Genomic DNA, 17,253 nt, shown 5'->3' on the forward strand with positions numbered 1-17,253 from the left:
ATATTTTAGACAAAGCGACCGAAAATTACGATAAAGTATAGCTGAAAAGTTTAATTATCATGAATTATCGTTACTACAGAATTTCAAAAAGCAACTAAAGAAAGTAAGCCGGATTATTTTAATTATTTTCAGTGTGATTGCAGATTACCTCAGTACTAGTACTTCCGCTTCCAAGACAATTTGGGCAGTAAGTATACAATTCCATATCTCCTTCACAAACTGGACATTCGTTGATGCCTTCTCCTTTGCACTGATGACATGTTTTATAACTTCTATTACCCATAGCCCCCAATTGAATCAGAACACCATCCCCACTGCATGCTGTGCACCCTACTTTTCCTTTGGCTTCACAATAATCACATTTTTTAAGCAATTGTTTTTCGCCATGGCAAGTAGCGCATGTTTCCAACCTGTAGCCACTTAAATCACAATATTGGCAAGACAAGCTCTTATTAAGTTGAAGTTCCAATAATTCTTTCAACTCTTGGGCATTTTCATAATAGGTTCCCGCCTTACCCATTATTTCAAAATATTTATTCAAAAAACTTTGGCTATTTTGATATTGCCCAATTTCGTACAGTGTTTTTGAAAATAGGTAGGGCATCTCAGATGGCAATTTAACTCCTAATCTCAGGATTTTACGGAATTGGGTGTTGGCACTTTCGTAATCGCCCTTTTGCATTGCTGTTTGTGCATTTTCATAATGGAAATTAAGTGTTTCTTTCTGATTTTGGGCAAATGAGTATTCACATGTAAATACAGAAAGGGAAAATAGAATTAGAAAACAATATTTCATTTCAAAATCAACAATAAATTAACAGGATTGGTAAATAATCTCTTATCGTAAACGCACAAAACTAATAAAGATTCCTTAAAAGTTAGATAAATTAACCTCCCACTATTTCCTTTAAATTATTGATTAGACCTTCCCACACCTCATATTGTTCCTGTTCATCTTCGAAATCAGAATAATCAACTACTTTCATATACATGGATTGAGTCAGTTCATTCTCATCCAAATGAATTTCTACATAAGCAGGATCATCTTCCTCCCCTTCCTCTGGAAATTCAAATTTCACAAATTGATTAACCCGATGCCCAGCCATAATTGCAGGATGGTCTTCCTCGTCATATATAAAATTATATTCCTTATCTTCATTTATATTTACATCATCTGCAAACCATTGTGACAAGCCACTAGCTGTACTGATATAAGGATACAGCATTTTTTTGGAAGCGTTAATTTCGAAATCACCTGTGAATTTTTTCAAGCCCATAATCAGTTCATTTTTTGTAGTGGATAAGTTAGGATTAAATATCATATATCACAATAAATTCTTTTTCATTTTTATTTGGAATTTGAAATCATAATTCATTATGTTTGCACTCCAATTTCGGATATGCTATTAAATCAAACGGATTTATAGTAGTAAAAATTGTTATTTTGGCGAGGTAGCTCAGTTGGTTAGAGCGCAGGATTCATATCCGCTAGCTAGCGGACTGCAGTTTCAAATCTGCTTCTCGCTTTAAAATTATTTGAGTATTTGATGTAATGATCTTATTTGGCGAGGTAGCTCAGTTGGTTAGAGCGCAGGATTCATAACCCTGAGGTCGGCAGTTCAAATCTGCTTCTCGCTACTATTTAAAGGCAGCTTCGGCTGCCTTTTTTGTTTCAACCAAAGTAAAGAAAATGTTTAAGGTTTACGTACTTTATAGCCCAAACCATCATAAGATTTATATCGGATATACTTCTGACCTGCCTAATCGAATGGAAAGCCATAATATTTATTCCAAAAAAGGATATACTGTAAAATACAGACCTTGGGAAATCCTATTCACTGAAGTTTATGATTCCAAAAAAGAGGCTATCATTAGAGAAAAACAACTCAAATCTGCAAAGGGTAGAGAATATATTTGGGAAGTGGTCTATGAAAAATACAAACTGTAATTTACCTTCTAACCTGATTTTCTTACTCACTTGATTATCCCCATAGGAATCCCTTCGAGGAGCGAAGGATTCATATCCGCTAGCTAGCGGACGGCAGTTCAAATCTGCTTCTCGCTACTATTTAAAGGCAGCTTCGGCTGCCTTTTTTGTTTCAACCAAAAGTAGAGAAAATGTTTAAGGTTTACGTACTTTATAACCCAAACCATCATAAGATTTATATCGGATATACTTCTGACCTGCCTAATCGAATGGAAAGCCATAATATTTATTCCAAAAAAGGATATACTGTAAAATACAGACCTTGGGAAATCCTATTCACTGAAGTTTATGATTCCAAAAAAGAGGCTATCATTAGAGAAAAACAACTCAATTCTGCAAAGGGTAGAGAATATATTTGGGAAGGGGTCTATGAAAAATACAAACTGTAATTAATCTGCTAGCTCCGTTGCTTAACTCAAATCAATCACTTCGAAGGAGCTCAACATTCATACCCGCTCAGTATGCTTAGAAGAAAACTGTTTTCCCTTGTTACATGATGGAAACTTTGATTTTATTTTTTTACCATTGACCAAAAAAAAGGGATGAATAAACATCCCTTCATCAGGTCCATACAAAGCTGATTTCTATTTACAATATTGACCATATAAATCAGCGGCCCCCTCGTAGCCAATATTTTTAGCCATTTGAATATCATTACATCCGCCCGGTTGATTTAAATGTAATTTTAATGCACCTCTATATAAAAAGGCTTCAGCATTCTCTCCGTCATTATTGATAGCAATATCGTAATATTCCATCGCCTCATTGACTTTTCCTGATTTATGAAAAGCTCTAGCTAATAGGGTCGCTGCTTGAGAAGAGTTTGTATTGAGTTTATAAGCCTTTTCAAATTGAAATGCTGCATTTTCATAATCCTTCTCTCTATAAAAATGCTTACCATAACTTAGATAAGCACCCATATTTCGAGGGTTGATATCAATTACTTTCAGAAAATCATCTACTGCTTTTTCATATTGACCAAGTTCTTCATAAGCCCGCCCTCGGTTATAAATTGCAATTTCATGTGACGGCTTCATTTCCAAATGTTTATTATAAAATTGAACAGCCTTATTATAATCACCTGAATTATAGTATTGATTTGCTTTTTCCAATTCATCCTTGTCCTCACACGATATCAAACAAATTGAAAAAAATAATAGAATAGATAAATACTTCATTTTTGACTAATAAAATTTAAAATGCAAAAATAATTGAATTGATATGGAATTACTAAATAATGAAGGAATTGTTAGCTAGACTAATTACTCATATCAAAGTTGATTGGATACTTAATATTTCGGAAAGATGTTATTTCCAAACCTCCAGAACCCACATAAAGATCAGCATTAATCTTTAAAGGTATTTTATTCTTATCTGCAGAAAACCATCCCATAACTGAATTTTCACCATCAAATATTTTCGTCTTAGGCATTACTGGAGATACTTTATGTGCCCTTACCTTCCCTATCGCTAAATCCAAAGTTTCATCACCCAAATACACTATTTCCAAATTATAAAAAGTATCTTCAAAAAATGCTGGGATTTTAATGGTATCATTAGGCATTAAAGTATCAAAATCAATTGCTCGGAAATAAGCAAAGCCACTAATAAGATCCCTTATTTGAGGGGGGAATTCATAATACATATGATTACCATACTCATCCTCATTTTTACCTCTAGTTTTAACTTCTAGCATTTGAGAATTATGATCGTAAGAAACAATTTCATTTTTCCGATAATTCCCTTCTTTTATAAATCTGTAAGCTTGATGTGGCACTAACGATGCAGTATCAATGTAGCCACCCCAATGATCATCTATTTTAGCCACCCAATCAACCATTCCAGTAGTTTTTGCTCTTACATCTACTTTATAGGCCGCTCTATTGTTAATTTTATATGGGTTTTTGTGAACTTTTAGTTGTCCTCTACCTACAGTAATAAAACTATAATAAATTTTATATTCTATTTCCTCACCAGCTTCAAAGGGCACATATTCAATTTCCGGAAAATCTTCCTGTGGAATCTCAGAATACAAGTCCTCATAATTTTTCTGCGCTGAAACAGAAAAAACTGATAAACAAAAAAGGATAACTAAGATCAAATTTTTCTTCATAGATAGGCTTATTCTCAAATTAAATGCCAAACATTTTGCTAACGACTAAACCGCTACATTATTCTCTCTTAGCGCAGCATTTAAAGAGGTCTTTTTATCAGTGCTTTCTTTACGTTTTCCGATTATTAAAGCGCAAGGAACATTATATTCTCCTGCTGGGAATTTTTTGGTAAATGAACCTGGAATTACTACAGACCTTTCTGGAACATAACCAATATGCTCAACTGGCTTTTCTCCTGTTACATCTATAATTTTTGAGCTGGCAGTTAAGGTGACATTAGCTCCCAAAACAGCTTCCTTTCCTATTCGTACTCCCTCAACTATGATACAACGGGAACCTATAAAAGCATTGTCTTCAACAATCACTGGAGCAGCTTGCACCGGCTCCAAAACTCCACCTATTCCAACGCCCCCACTTAGGTGAACATTCTTTCCAATCTGTGCGCAACTACCGACCGTTGCCCAAGTATCAACCATGGTTCCGCTATCAACATAGGCTCCAATATTTACATATGAAGGCATCATAACTACACCTGAATTTACGAAAGAACCGTAGCGAGCTATTGCATGTGGAACGACTCTAACACCTAATTTTTCGTAACCTTTTTTTAGCTTAATTTTATCATGGAATTCAAAAGGGCCAACATTAATAGATTGCATTTTTTGAAGAGGGAAGTATAAAATTACCGCCTTTTTTATCCACTCATTCACTTTCCAATTTCCCTCACCATCAGGCTCCGCAACTCTGATTTTACCATGATCTAATTCTTCCACTACAGTCTTCACTGCAATCTGAGTATCTTTATCTTTTAACAATTCTCTATTGTCCCAAGCCTTTTCAATAAATTCTTTAAATTCCATTTTCTGTTTATATCTTTAATCTGTGGATGATAAAATTAAAATCTTAATCGCTTCGGTTCTTAAACCTGCTGATGATGTTCGTTCTTATTCTAAGATTGGACAATCATTAGCGCAAACAAATAAATATGAGGTAAATATCATAGGCTTTGATTCAAAAAAGAAAGATGAGACCAAAAATATTTTCCTATATCCCATCTTTAAATTCAAAAGAAATTCAATTAAGCGGCTCTTCGCACCTCTATATGTCATAAAAAAATACCTTCAACTAAAACCTGAACTTATAATCGTCAATACACCTGAATTACTGTGGGTTATATACTTGATCAAAATTTTATTTGGTACTAAAATCATCTATGATATACCTGAAAATTATCAATTTAATGTAAAACAAAATCACATTTACAGAGGAGTTATTAAATCAATAACTCTACTCTATTTACATGTAACTGAATACTTAACTAAATACTTTACGGAAGGATTTTTTGTTGCTGAAGAGATATATGTCACACAGCTCAAATTCATTCATAAAAGACCATTTATCATGCTTTTGAATAAATCGGTCATTCCTCATGAGGAAAAATTCAACTCAATAAATTTTACATCGAAACAATCTTTAAAATTCATTTACAGCGGAACTATAGGTGAAGAATATGGTACAATAGAAGCAATAGATTTTTGTAAAAAACTACACAGTTCGAATCCCAACATCACTTTAACTATTATTGGATACTCTTCTGATAATCAATATCTTGAATCAATACAAAATAAAATTAATCAAATAGAATTTATTCAATTAATAACAGAAGACAAACCAATTCCACAAGCACAAATAATAAATGAAATCAAAAATTCAGATATAGCATTACTGCCCTATCAGTTAAATCCCAACATATCAGGACGATTTCCCACAAAAATATACGATTATCTAGCTTTAGGTATACCTATGATAATCCCGCCTCACACTCACTGGAAGGCCTATTTGGATCAATATCATGCTGGATTATGCTTAAACTACATTAATCCTGACATCGAAAAGTTCATTAGGGAATTACCAACCGTAACATTCTATAAAACATATCCCAAAGAGGAAATCCGATGGAAAAGCCAAGAACAAACCATGTTAACATTTGTAGAAAATATAGTATCTAAATAAATTTTTAGACATGTCTTACAATCTATAGAAAAGCATATCAGAACTAATTTAAGAGGCTTTTAATAAATAATGAAAAATATTTTTAGATTAACCTAATTTTATTTTACCTTGCATTAAATTTAGAATAAATGAAGAGACTTAGTTTTGCGGAGGAGAATTATTTGAAAGCGGTTTATCATCTCTCCAATGCTGGGGAACTGGATGTGACCACTAACTCTATTGCCGAAGAAATGGACACCAAAGCTGCCTCTGTTTCGGATATGTTGAGAAGACTTTCGGAAAAAGAAATGGTGGTTTATAGAAAATATCAGGGAGTTAAAATTTCAGAAAAAGGAAAAACAGCTGCCTTACAAGTCATCCGAAAACATAGACTTTGGGAAGTCTTTTTAGTAGAAAAGTTAAAGTTCAATTGGGATCAAGTTCATGAAATCGCTGAGCAATTAGAACATATTAAGTCCCCCCTACTAATTCAAAGATTAGATGATTTTTTAGGGCATCCAAAGTTCGATCCTCATGGAGATCCTATTCCAGACGAAAATGGATTATTCAAAGAAAAGCCTCAAGTACCTTTAGCGGAAGTCGAAGTTTCTGGAGACGGAATTGTAGTAGCGGTAAAGGATACAAATTCTATGTTTTTACAACACTTAGATCGGATAGGAATTTACCTCGGAGCTAAAACTAAAGTCACCGAAAAAGTTGAGTTTGATGGTTCGATGGAAATTCTAGTAGACGGTAAAAATAAATTATTCATTAGTAAAGAAGTTGCAGAAAATGTACTGGTCACACACTAAAAAATTACTCTTCACTTCGCTTGTTTTTTTAGCATTTTCATGTGCTCCTCTAGATAAAAATGAAGGTCAAACTTACATAGTTTGCACCACTGGTATGATCAAGGATGCAGTGGAAAATATTGTAGGAGATAAAGCTAAAATTGTAGCCTTGATGGGGCCGGGTGTAGATCCCCATTTATACAAAGCAACTCAGGGCGATTTGAAGAAATTACAACAAGCAGATATCATTGTATACAACGGTCTTTTTTTAGAAGGTAAAATGGGGGATGTACTACAAAAATTAGATCGTAAAAAAACGGTGATTGCCATGGCGGAATTACTCCCCAAAAAAGCCTTCATAAATAACACGGAATTTCAAGGAGCTTTCGATCCGCATATCTGGTTTGATGTAGATTTATGGAAAGATGCAGTTCAATTATTAAATCACGAATTAGTGAAAACAGATAGCGCCAACAAAACCTTTTATACTAAAAATACTGATCAATATTCACTTCAACTGGATAGTCTCGATAAAGCAGTGAAATCTCAAATTAATGTAATACCTAAATCAAAAAGAGTTTTGGTCACCGCACACGATGCATTTGCTTACTTCGGAAGAGCTTATGGGGTGGATGTTAGAGGTCTTCAAGGTATTTCAACGCTTTCAGAGTTTGGCTTAAGAGATGTTAGCAATTTGGTGGATTATATTGTGGAAAATGAAATACCGGCCATATACACGGAGACCTCTGTATCTGAAAAAGCAATCAAGGCAGTGCTAGAAGGATCTAAAAGTAAGGGGCACGATGTAGTAATTGGAGGCAGTTTATATTCTGACGCCATGGGTGAATACGGCACATTTGAAGGCACTTACATTGGAATGGTACACTCCAATGTAGAAAAAATAGTAAGTGGATTAACACTGGATTTAAAAGAAGAGAAAAAATGATCAGACAAGTTGATAATCCCATTTTAGAAATCCATGATTTATCTGTTGCATATGAACGCAAGCCTGTCCTTTGGGACGTTGATTTAAGTTTGCCTGAAGGTCAATTAATTGGCATAATAGGACCGAATGGCGCTGGAAAATCCACTTTATTAAAAGCAATAATGGGGCTATTACCTCTCAATAGCGGCTATATACAAATAAACGGAAAGCCTTTGGAAGATATGCGCCACAAGATCAGTTATGTCCCGCAAAGAGAGAGTGTCGATTGGGACTTCCCGACCTCTGTTTATGAAGTTGTCATGATGGGCAGATATGGACAACTTGGTTTATTCAATAGACCAAAAAAAGCAGATAAAGAGATCGTGATGGATAGCTTGAGGAAAGTGGGGATGGATAATTACAAAGATCGACAGATCTCTCAGCTTTCTGGAGGTCAGCAACAGAGAGTATTCTTAGCACGTGCATTAGCGCAACAAGCAGATATCTACTTTATGGATGAACCCTTCGCTGGCGTTGATGCTGCAACTGAAAAAGCTATCATCAAATTACTTGGAGAGATGTCTGCACAAAATAAAACCGTGATTGTTGTACATCATGATTTGCAATCCGTTGCCAAATATTTTGATTGGATTATTCTACTGAATATGAGATTAGTAGCATCTGGACCTATTAACGAAGCATTTACACCTGAACTACTGCAGGAAACCTATGGTGGTAAATTGACTTTATTAACAGAAATAAGCGATCTAATTCAAAAACATAGATTTCCAAACCGAGAATAATATGTGGGAAAACGCACTAAGTTTTTTTGATTTTGATGATACAAATGTAATCTATGTGTCACTAGGCACTGTTATTTTGGGAGCAGGTGCTGCAGTGGTAGGCGCCTTTACATTCTTCAGAAAAAAAGCTTTAATTGGAGATGCAATAGCCCATGCAATTTTACCTGGGGTTTGCCTTGCCTTCATATTAAGTGGGACTAAAAATTACTTTTTACTCATACTAGGAGCATTTTTCACTGGCTGGCTTTCCATTATAGCGGTTGATTACATTGTTAAAAAATCAAAAATCAAAGAAGATACTGCGATAGGGCTTATTCTATCGGTGTTTTTTGGTGTAGGTATAATGCTCCTGACCTACATCCAACAAACAGGCAATGCTGCTCAAACTGGTTTAGATTCATTTCTATTTGGTAAAGCGGCAAGTATGCTAGCTCAAGATGTTATCATTTTTTCAGCAATAAGTATCATGCTGATGATTATGATTTTCCTTTTCTATAAAGAATTAAAACTCATTACTTATGATAAAGATTTTGCCCAATCCGTTGGCTTACCTGTCAAATGGATTGAGTTTCTATTAAGCTCCTTGACTGTTTTGGCTGTAGTAACTGGTATTCAAGCAGTAGGAGTTGTTTTGATGGCTGCGCTACTAATAACTCCTACTGCAGCTGCAAAGTATTGGTCTGGCAGTTTATCAATTATTTTAGTTTTAGCAGCTTTCATAGGCGGCTTCTCAGGTGTTTCAGGAGCCTTCATCAGTTATATTGCACCCAATATGCCCACAGGGCCTTGGGTGGTGATGGTGCTTTCTTTATTTGCTATTTTTTCAATTCTTTTCGCACCTAGGAAAGGCTATTTTTCGAGATTATGGCAACAATTAAAAAATAGAAGACAAATCCAAGATGAAAATATATTAAAAGCATTCCATCAAATTGCTGAATCCGAAAATAGTTTCGGAGCGGCTAAGACAATAGAGAAATTGAGAGAAAAGCGGTATTATTCCTTACCGTTAATGAAAAGAATTCTTCAAAGACTAAAAAGGCAAGGTTATTTAAAAAAGACTGTCGAAGGATACTTTCTTTCTGACTATGGACAAAGAAAAGCAGCTCGTTTAGTCAAATTACACAGGTTGTGGGAGTTATACCTAACTGAATATTTAAGAATTGCTCCTGATCACGTTCATGAAGATGCCGATACAATAGAGCACATAATAACTCCAGAGTTAGAGAAAAAATTAGAAGAAAAATTGGGATATCCTGAAGTGGGCCCCCATAACTCAAAAATACCTTACAATTAACTGATTTGACAAAACATATGTGCTAATCATACGATTGTATAGTAAAAGTATTAGTTAAAATTTTAAATATAATGACCATGAGATTACTAAAATTAACACTCAGCATTTTAAGTATTAGTTTATTTATTGCGTGCGGAGGAAGTGAATCTAAAGAAGATTCTGGTTCAGATGAAAAAACTATGACTTCCAAAGAAATCATGCAGCAAAAAGCTAAAGAAAAAGAAAATTTGCCTAAAGAAGAGGCCGTAAAAGAAAAGAAAAGTGAGTCAGATGTGGTAGAAGTTACCATCGAAGGAAATGACCAAATGCAATTCAATTTAGATGAGATAAAAGTAAAAGCAGGAAGTACTGTGAAACTTACTTTGAAGCACGTTGGTGAAATGTCTATTGCACAAATGGGACATAATTGGGTCTTGCTAAAACAAGGGACAGATATAATGGAATTCGGTCAAAAAGCAGCTACTGCTAAAGAAAGAGGTTATATTCCTGAATCTGAAGAAGATAAAGTGATCGTCTCAACCAGTTTATTAGGTGGAGGTGAAGAAGATACAATTGAATTTGAAGCACCAGCCAAAGGCACTTACGATTTCATTTGCTCCTTCCCTGGTCACGTAGCTTTAATGAAAGGAAAATTTATAGTTGAATAATTCTTAGTAAGGCGTCATTTTCAAAAATGGCGCCTTTTATATAACATTCCATGTCAGATTTTTACATTATTCTTACAGGTTCATTGGTAGCCATAGCTTGTGGCATTTTAGGCTGTTTTTTGATTTTGAGAAAAATGGCGATGGTAGGGGATGCCATTTCCCATGCTATTTTGCCAGGTATAGTAATGGCTTTTTTATGGTCTGGCAGCAGAGACTCACTCACCATGCTCTTAGGTGCTGGGACATTAGGAGTATTAACCACTATCATAATAGAATTTTTACACAAAAAGGGTAAACTTCAAACAGATGCCTCAATAGGTGTAACTTTCACCTGGCTATTTGCTTTAGGTGTGATTTTGATTTCCGCCTACACTGGCCAGGTAGATTTAGATCAAGAATGTGTGCTTTACGGGGAAATAGCTTATGTCCCATTGGATACTATAATCCTTTCATCGGGAACTGACATAGGTCCAAAAGCACTTTACTTGATCGGAAGCGTCCTATTTTTTGTTATTCTATTCGTAACAATAGGATTTAAGCAATTGAAAATCACTTCTTTTGATCCAGAATATGCGGTGGCTTTAGGTATTTCTGCCACACTTTGGAATTACCTTTTAATGGCTTTTGTATCCTTCACTACAGTAGCCTCTTTTGAATCAGTTGGGGCAATATTGGTGGTTGCATTCCTAATTGCACCTGCCGCCACAGCTTATTTGATAAGCAAAAAACTGAAAACCATGATTCTGTTAACTTGCTTGATTGGATTTTTAAGTGCTTTTTTAGGTTATTATTTAGCAGTAGCATTAAATGCATCCATTGCAGGCGCAATGGCAACCGTTTGTGGATTAATATTTGCTTTAGTTTTTACGTACGTAAGAATAATCAGTAAAAAAGTCACAAAGGTTACAAATTTTGAATCTGCAAAGGCTTAAATTTGTTACATCTATAAATATGGAACATATATGAAAACCATTTTAACAAGCATAGGGATTTTAATAACTATTACATTCTTCTCTTTTATTAGCAAACCTGAAAAAAAAGAACAAAAAGAAATTAATTGGTTAACTATTACTGAAGCCTACAAAAAGAACCAAAAAGAGCCCAGAAAGATATTTGTAGATGTTTACACAAATTGGTGTGGCTGGTGCAAAAAAATGGATAAAGAGACCTTTTCAGACCCAGAAGTAGTCGATATGGTGAATGAAAAATTCTATGCCGTAAAACTGAATGCTGAGAATACTGAGCCTATTACCATGGCAGGCGATACAACCACAGCACAAATGATTGCAAGGTCAATGGGCGTTACTGGCTACCCTACAATAGTTTATATCAAAGAAGATTTTAAAACCATTCAACCCGTTCCCGGCTATCAAAATGCGAAAAAATTTAAGGATACTCTAGAGAAGATTTTAGAGTGGGAATAAATAAGTTGGAATGTCTTCAGGTTGTCGAGTTGACAGGTTTAATTTGCTAATGAATTGATTATTTGATATGCTGATAATTTTAAATCTCATTATGGTAACTTCATTACTAGATTGCAATAATCAATTGAATTCATCGAAACGCATTTCATATACCTACACTAACAGATTATCAGAAATCTAGAATCTTGATTCTTATATCCTTATTCTTTCTATCAAATTTCCAAAGCCAACTCAGTAGCTTGCTTTATCGCTTTCTTAGCATCTAACTCAGCGGCTTCAAATGCGCCTCCTATCAGATGTGTTTTAATTCCTTTTTCAGTTAACTCATTAAAAAGACTTTTTTCTGGTAATTGACCAGCACAAAGGATAATATTATCTACCTCTAATAATTCTTGTTTTCCGTCTTTGGTGATGTATAAACCTTTATCATCAATTTTATCATATTGAATATTAGTCACCATTTTCACCTGACGATTTCTCAATGAGTTTCTATGCACCCATCCAGTGGTTTTGCCAAGCTTCGCTCCCATTTTACCTTCTGAACGCTGAAGCATGATTATCTCTCTTGGAGCATCAATTTTAATAGGTTTACCTTCTACTCCTCCCCTTTTTTCAAAATCCATATCAACTCCCCATTCCTTGAAAAAGGCTTGTAAGTCATCATGATCTTCTTCCTCAGGATGAGTGAGATATTCCGCCACATCAAAACCAATTCCTCCAGCACCTATTATGGCTACTTTTTTACCCACTGGTTTATGAGCTTTTAATACGTCAATATAGGAAAGCACCTTATCATTATCTTGCCCAGAGATTTTCGGATCACGTGGATTAACTCCTGTCGCTACTACAACCTCATCAAAATCTTTTAATTCTTCAGCAGATACTTTTTTATCTAACTGTAATTTTACTCCAGTTAATTCAATTTGCTTTTTAAAATACCTCAAAGTTTCATAAAATTCTTCCTTTCCCGGTATTTGTTTAGCCATATTAAACTGACCGCCAATTTCATTAGATGCGTCAAATAAAGTCACTTGATGACCTCTTCTGGCCGCTTCTGTGCTAAATGCGAGTCCAGCTGGACCAGCTCCTACCACAGCAATATTTTTGGCTTGTTTCAATGGTTGTGCAACTAGTTCCGTTTCATGACATGCTCTTGGATTTACAAGGCAACTGCTTGTGATGTTCTTGAACACATGATCGAGACAAGCTTGATTACAAGCAATGCAAGTATTGATTTCATCTTCCCTGCCCTGCTCCGATTTATTGATGATTTCAGGATCTGCCAAGAAAGGTCGCGCCATAGAAACCATATCTGCCTGACCTGATGATAATATCTCCTCAGCAGTTTCAGGCATATTGATTCTATTGGTTGTAATTAAAGGAATGTTAACTTCCTTTTTCATTCTTTCCGTCACCCAAGTGAAAGCTGCTCTTGGCACGCTCGTTACAATTGTTGGGACTCTAGCTTCATGCCATCCAATTCCAGTATTGATAATTGTAACTCCAGCCTTTTCTAATTCCTTAGCTAATTGAACCACTTCTTCCCAAGTGCTTCCATTAGGAATTAAATCAAGCATAGATAAACGGAAAATAATGATAAATTCTTTCCCAACTGCTTCTCTAATTGCTTTGGCTATCTCAATCGGGAATTTTATTCTGTTTTCATAGCTCCCGCCCCATTCGTCTGTTCTTTTATTGGTATGCTTAACGATAAATTGATTAATCAAATAGCCTTCAGACCCCATAATTTCCACTCCATCATAACCTGCTTCTTTAGCTAGCTGAGCCGATTTTGCATAATCTTTAATTGTTAATTTAATTCTCCGACCAGACATCTTCCAAGGTTTAAAGGGATTGATAGGAGCTTTTATCGCTGAAGGTGCTAAACTAAATGGGTGATAGCCATATCTGCCTGCATGTAAAATCTGCATACATATTTTGCCGCCCGCTTCGTGTACTGCATCTGTGATGATCCTATGCTTTTTTGCATGGCTTCTTTTGGTCATTTGAATTGAAAAAGGTTTTAACCAACCTTGCCAGTTGGGAGAAACTCCACCTGTCACAATTAATCCAGCTCCACCTTTAGCTCTTTCAGCATAAAAAGCAGCCATTTTCTCAAAGCCATTTTTAGCTTCTTCTAAGCCAGTATGCATAGAGCCCATTAAAACTCTGTTTTTCAATTGGGTAAAACCTAAGTCTAAAGGTTCAAATAAGTGTGGATAAGATGAATGTGCCATAATTAAATTTAGTATGCATGCAGAACAAATAGCAATTTATATAATCTTTTTTAAAAGCCTTAAAATATCGTGATTTTATCTGTAATTTCACCACCAAATTAAAAGAATATGCAAGTAATCACCAATCATAAGGTTATCAGAAATAATTTTGAAAAGGCAGTAGAAAAAGTCAAAGAAGCTGATTTAGTTATGATTCCTGCTGGTTTCAATAATCATATTATTTGGAATATAGGTCATGCGGTTGTCACACAGAATGTATTGCTATATGGAATGTCAGGTTTGGATTTTACACTTCCTACTGATTTTATAAAACGATATAAAAAAGGGAGCTTTCCATCTGAGATAGAAAATCCTAAAACTGAATTGGATAATATATTTGAATTAGGCAAAATTGCTAATGAGCAATTGGGTTATGATATAAGAGAAATGAGATTTGGTGATTATCAAAAATATGAGACCAGTTTTGGCATAACTTTAAATAGCTTTAATGATGCTTTACAGTTTAACAATATACATGAAGCAGTGCATTTAGGGTATGTGATGGCTATTAAGAGGGCTCTGGGCTACTGAGTTTAACCACAAAGGTCACGGTGGTTTCACAAAGTTGCACCAAGAAAATTTTTAATCATAATTCCTCCCATTTCTTTACAACATCATAAAAAGTCTCGCCATTGGCAATGCTGATGGGTGAGGCAATATTGTTATGATATAACTGACCAGTGCCCAAGCCTTGTGGCATTTTTACTTTTAAATAAGATGCTAATTGACAAATAGCATTTAAGCCGATATTAGATTCTAGCATACTAGTCATCCACCAGCCAATCTTCAATGATTCAGCAACCTTTATCCATTCCAAAGTAGATTGGATGCCCCCTATTAAACTAGGTTTTAGAATAATATATTGCGGTTGAGTTTGCTTTAATAGCTTTATTTTATCCTCATAAGCATTTACTCCTATCAGCTCTTCATCTAAGGCAATGGGCAATGGGGTTGCAGCGCATAGTTTTGCCATTTCTTTTACCTGACCTGCTTTTATAGGCTGTTCTATGGAATGTAAATCCATTTCTGCCAATTGAGTTAGTTTACTTATAGCCTCATCAGGTAAAAAAGCCCCGTTTGCATCCACTCTTAAGGTGATTTCATTTTTGCTGTATTTAGCACGAATGGATTTTAAAAGTTTTAATTCGGTTTCAAAATCAATAGCACCTATTTTCATTTTAATGCAGTCAAAACCTGCTTCCAATTTTTCCCGAATCTGCTTTTTCATAAAATCCTCACTTCCCATCCATATTAATCCATTGATCGGAATTCTTTCTTTTCCTTGGTAAAAAGGGGTATCAAAAATTAGTTTCTTACCGCCATGCAAAGCATCCAATAAAGCAGTCTCTACTGCAAATCGAATCGATGGAAAGCCTTCAGTTGAAACATCTTGAGCCATTTCAAATACTTCATCCATTGATTTTGGAATTTGCATGCCAATCAATTGCTCGCAAACCTTTTCTAATTCAGTTTCCATTTGATCTAAAGGCTCTATGCTCAGACCTTTTAATGGTCCTGCCTCTCCTATTCCTATTAATTTATTTTCTGAAAATAGCTTCAAGTACCAGCTGTCTTTTTCCTTTAAAGTACCGCGAGAAGTACCTGCCTCAAATTTGAATTGGAGCGTATGGCGTTGAATGGAAGCAGATGTTATTTGCATATTGAATGAATATTTATGCTAATTTATAAAGCTTTTCTCTGTCATTTTAACTGAATTTGAAAAATATGCCCACTATCTTTGTGCTGAAATCTAATGGTTAAAATGAATTTATTAGAAAAAGCGTCTCAAATCGACTTAAATAAATATCAATACGAACTTCCTGAAGAAAGAATTGCAAAATTCCCTCTAGAAAAAAGAGATCATTCTCAATTATTGGTTTATCAGAAGGGAAATATTCAGCATCAGCATTTTTATGATATAAAGTCACATTTGCCTGAAAATAGCAGCCTTATATTCAACAATACTAAAGTTATCCCTGCCCGAATTCATTTTCAAAAGCAAAGTGGGGCCAAAATTGAAATCTTTTTGCTTTCCCCACTTGAACCAACTCCAGAAGTGGCTCAAGCCATGTTGGCAAAGAAAAAATGCATTTGGCATTGCATGGTAGGCAATCGTAAAAGATGGAAAATCCAAGACCAGCTAGAAAGATTTTTTGAAACGGAATACGGGAAAATTCAAGTAACGGCTACTTATGCCGATTACGAACAAAACCATATTCAATTTGAATGGGATAATGACGCAGTTCCTTTTGTGGAGATAGTGGAACTGATGGGAACTACTCCTCTTCCTCCCTACTTAAATCGCACAGCAACGGACGAAGATAAGCCTCGATATCAAACCGTTTACTCTAAAAATGAAGGTGCTGTGGCTGCTCCTACTGCTGGCTTGCATTTTACGGATACGATATTAAAAGACATTCAGAAATCACATTCTATTCACGAACTAACTTTGCATGTTGGGGCAGGAACTTTTCAGCCCATAAAAGCGGAAAATGTATTGGAGCATGATATGCATTGCGAACAAATCCAAATAGATAAATCTACAATAGAATTTTTAGCTCAAAGTGAAAATCCAATTACTGCTGTGGGTACAACATCTATCAGAAGTCTGGAAAGTGCTTATTGGTTTGGGGTACAATTGATTAATAAGGAAGCCAGAACATTTCATATCACAAAGCTTTACCCTTATGAGAAGGGCTTTGATGAGCTACCGAGGAGGAAAGAAAGTTTTCAGGCTATATTGAATTACATGAAAGCAGAAAATGTGGAAAGCCTACATGGCGATACTGAGATTTTTATTTTCCCAGGCTACGAATTCCAGGTCGTGAATGGATTAATCACGAATTTTCATCAGCCAGAATCAACTTTGATATTACTGATTGCGGCATTTATTGGTGAAAAATGGCAAAAAGTTTACGATGAAGCCTTAAAAAACGACTATAGATTTCTCTCTTATGGAGATTCTTCCTTATTATTACCTTAAATCATTATATTCGATTT

The 17,253-nt window shown here is 35.1% G+C and carries 19 protein-coding genes and 1 tRNA gene; 13 read left to right on the forward strand and 7 right to left on the reverse strand.

Going from position 1 to position 17,253, the window contains the following annotated elements:
• Positions 1-118: 118 nt before the first annotated feature.
• Entirely contained in the window at positions 119-796 is a 678-nt protein-coding gene (locus FTRAC_RS03420) for an outer membrane protein assembly factor BamD (protein ID WP_013452835.1), read from the reverse strand.
• A gap of 91 nt (positions 797-887) precedes the next feature.
• Positions 888-1,277 (reverse strand): START-like domain-containing protein, encoded by a 390-nt coding sequence (locus tag FTRAC_RS03425; protein WP_013452836.1) that lies wholly within the window; start codon positions 1,275-1,277, stop codon positions 888-890.
• 287 nt (positions 1,278-1,564) lie between these two features.
• Between FTRAC_RS03425 and FTRAC_RS03430 the strand changes: the two genes are divergently transcribed.
• From FTRAC_RS03430 to FTRAC_RS03440, 3 genes are all read left to right on the forward strand, one after another.
• Positions 1,565-1,638 (forward strand) — tRNA-Met (locus FTRAC_RS03430).
• Between the two features lie 52 nt (positions 1,639-1,690).
• Complete coding sequence (locus FTRAC_RS03435; RefSeq protein ID WP_013452837.1) at positions 1,691-1,948, forward strand: GIY-YIG nuclease family protein; 258 nt, start codon at positions 1,691-1,693, stop codon at positions 1,946-1,948.
• Positions 1,949-2,118: 170 nt separating this feature from the next.
• Positions 2,119-2,376, forward strand: a complete 258-nt coding sequence (locus FTRAC_RS03440; RefSeq protein WP_013452838.1) for a GIY-YIG nuclease family protein — start codon at positions 2,119-2,121, stop codon at positions 2,374-2,376.
• A 195-nt stretch (positions 2,377-2,571) separates the two neighbouring features.
• On the opposite strand, the gene FTRAC_RS03445 is transcribed toward FTRAC_RS03440, so the two are convergent.
• The 3 genes from FTRAC_RS03445 to FTRAC_RS03455 all read right to left on the reverse strand — a co-directional run bounded on the left by FTRAC_RS03445 (position 2,572) and on the right by FTRAC_RS03455 (position 4,961).
• Positions 2,572-3,165 (reverse strand): tetratricopeptide repeat protein, encoded by a 594-nt coding sequence (locus FTRAC_RS03445; RefSeq protein WP_013452839.1) that lies wholly within the window; start codon positions 3,163-3,165, stop codon positions 2,572-2,574.
• Positions 3,166-3,245: 80 nt separating this feature from the next.
• Positions 3,246-4,100: a DUF3108 domain-containing protein gene (locus tag FTRAC_RS03450; RefSeq protein WP_013452840.1), complete on the reverse strand. Its 855-nt coding sequence runs from the start codon at positions 4,098-4,100 to the stop codon at positions 3,246-3,248.
• 45 nt (positions 4,101-4,145) lie between these two features.
• On the reverse strand, positions 4,146-4,961 hold the full coding sequence (locus FTRAC_RS03455; protein WP_013452841.1) for a 2,3,4,5-tetrahydropyridine-2,6-dicarboxylate N-succinyltransferase: 816 nt from the start codon (positions 4,959-4,961) through the stop codon (positions 4,146-4,148).
• A 22-nt stretch (positions 4,962-4,983) separates the two neighbouring features.
• Here FTRAC_RS03455 and FTRAC_RS03460 point away from each other — a divergent pair, with 22 nt between their 5' ends.
• The 8 genes from FTRAC_RS03460 to FTRAC_RS03495 all read left to right on the forward strand — a co-directional run bounded on the left by FTRAC_RS03460 (position 4,984) and on the right by FTRAC_RS03495 (position 11,977).
• On the forward strand, positions 4,984-6,114 hold the full coding sequence (locus FTRAC_RS03460; protein WP_013452842.1) for a glycosyltransferase: 1,131 nt from the start codon (positions 4,984-4,986) through the stop codon (positions 6,112-6,114).
• 128 nt (positions 6,115-6,242) lie between these two features.
• Positions 6,243-6,905, forward strand: a complete 663-nt coding sequence (locus tag FTRAC_RS03465; RefSeq protein ID WP_013452843.1) for a metal-dependent transcriptional regulator — start codon at positions 6,243-6,245, stop codon at positions 6,903-6,905.
• Positions 6,886-7,830, forward strand: a complete 945-nt coding sequence (locus tag FTRAC_RS03470; RefSeq protein ID WP_013452844.1) for a metal ABC transporter solute-binding protein, Zn/Mn family — start codon at positions 6,886-6,888, stop codon at positions 7,828-7,830. The genes FTRAC_RS03465 and FTRAC_RS03470 overlap by 20 nt, the downstream gene beginning before the upstream one ends.
• Positions 7,827-8,612, forward strand: a complete 786-nt coding sequence (locus FTRAC_RS03475) for a metal ABC transporter ATP-binding protein (protein ID WP_013452845.1) — start codon at positions 7,827-7,829, stop codon at positions 8,610-8,612. Before FTRAC_RS03470 ends, FTRAC_RS03475 begins: the two co-directional genes overlap by 4 nt.
• A gap of 1 nt (position 8,613) precedes the next feature.
• Positions 8,614-9,906: a metal ABC transporter permease gene (locus tag FTRAC_RS03480; protein ID WP_013452846.1), complete on the forward strand. Its 1,293-nt coding sequence runs from the start codon at positions 8,614-8,616 to the stop codon at positions 9,904-9,906.
• Positions 9,907-9,983: 77 nt separating this feature from the next.
• Positions 9,984-10,553 (forward strand): azurin, encoded by a 570-nt coding sequence (gene azu / locus FTRAC_RS03485; protein ID WP_013452847.1) that lies wholly within the window; start codon positions 9,984-9,986, stop codon positions 10,551-10,553.
• A 50-nt stretch (positions 10,554-10,603) separates the two neighbouring features.
• The gene (locus FTRAC_RS03490) at positions 10,604-11,485 is read left to right on the forward strand and encodes a metal ABC transporter permease (RefSeq protein ID WP_013452848.1); all 882 of its coding nucleotides are present in this window, start codon (positions 10,604-10,606) and stop codon (positions 11,483-11,485) included.
• 30 nt (positions 11,486-11,515) lie between these two features.
• Positions 11,516-11,977, forward strand: coding sequence for a thioredoxin family protein (locus FTRAC_RS03495; RefSeq protein WP_013452849.1), 462 nt, complete (start codon positions 11,516-11,518; stop codon positions 11,975-11,977).
• Positions 11,978-12,189: 212 nt separating this feature from the next.
• On the opposite strand, the gene FTRAC_RS03500 is transcribed toward FTRAC_RS03495, so the two are convergent.
• Complete coding sequence (locus FTRAC_RS03500) at positions 12,190-14,214, reverse strand: NADPH-dependent 2,4-dienoyl-CoA reductase (protein WP_013452850.1); 2,025 nt, start codon at positions 14,212-14,214, stop codon at positions 12,190-12,192.
• A gap of 108 nt (positions 14,215-14,322) precedes the next feature.
• Here FTRAC_RS03500 and FTRAC_RS03505 point away from each other — a divergent pair, with 108 nt between their 5' ends.
• Positions 14,323-14,784, forward strand: coding sequence for a DinB family protein (locus tag FTRAC_RS03505; protein WP_013452851.1), 462 nt, complete (start codon positions 14,323-14,325; stop codon positions 14,782-14,784).
• A 55-nt stretch (positions 14,785-14,839) separates the two neighbouring features.
• Here the strand turns inward: FTRAC_RS03505 and FTRAC_RS03510 are convergent, their stop codons facing one another.
• Complete coding sequence (locus FTRAC_RS03510) at positions 14,840-15,913, reverse strand: o-succinylbenzoate synthase (RefSeq protein ID WP_013452852.1); 1,074 nt, start codon at positions 15,911-15,913, stop codon at positions 14,840-14,842.
• 102 nt (positions 15,914-16,015) lie between these two features.
• Here FTRAC_RS03510 and FTRAC_RS03515 point away from each other — a divergent pair, with 102 nt between their 5' ends.
• On the forward strand, positions 16,016-17,236 hold the full coding sequence (locus FTRAC_RS03515; protein ID WP_013452853.1) for an S-adenosylmethionine:tRNA ribosyltransferase-isomerase: 1,221 nt from the start codon (positions 16,016-16,018) through the stop codon (positions 17,234-17,236).
• Positions 17,237-17,253: the final 17 nt, after the last annotated feature.

The sequence above is a fragment of the Marivirga tractuosa DSM 4126 genome (assembly GCF_000183425.1).
In the GTDB taxonomy this organism is placed as follows: Bacteria; Bacteroidota; Bacteroidia; order Cytophagales; family Cyclobacteriaceae; genus Marivirga; species Marivirga tractuosa.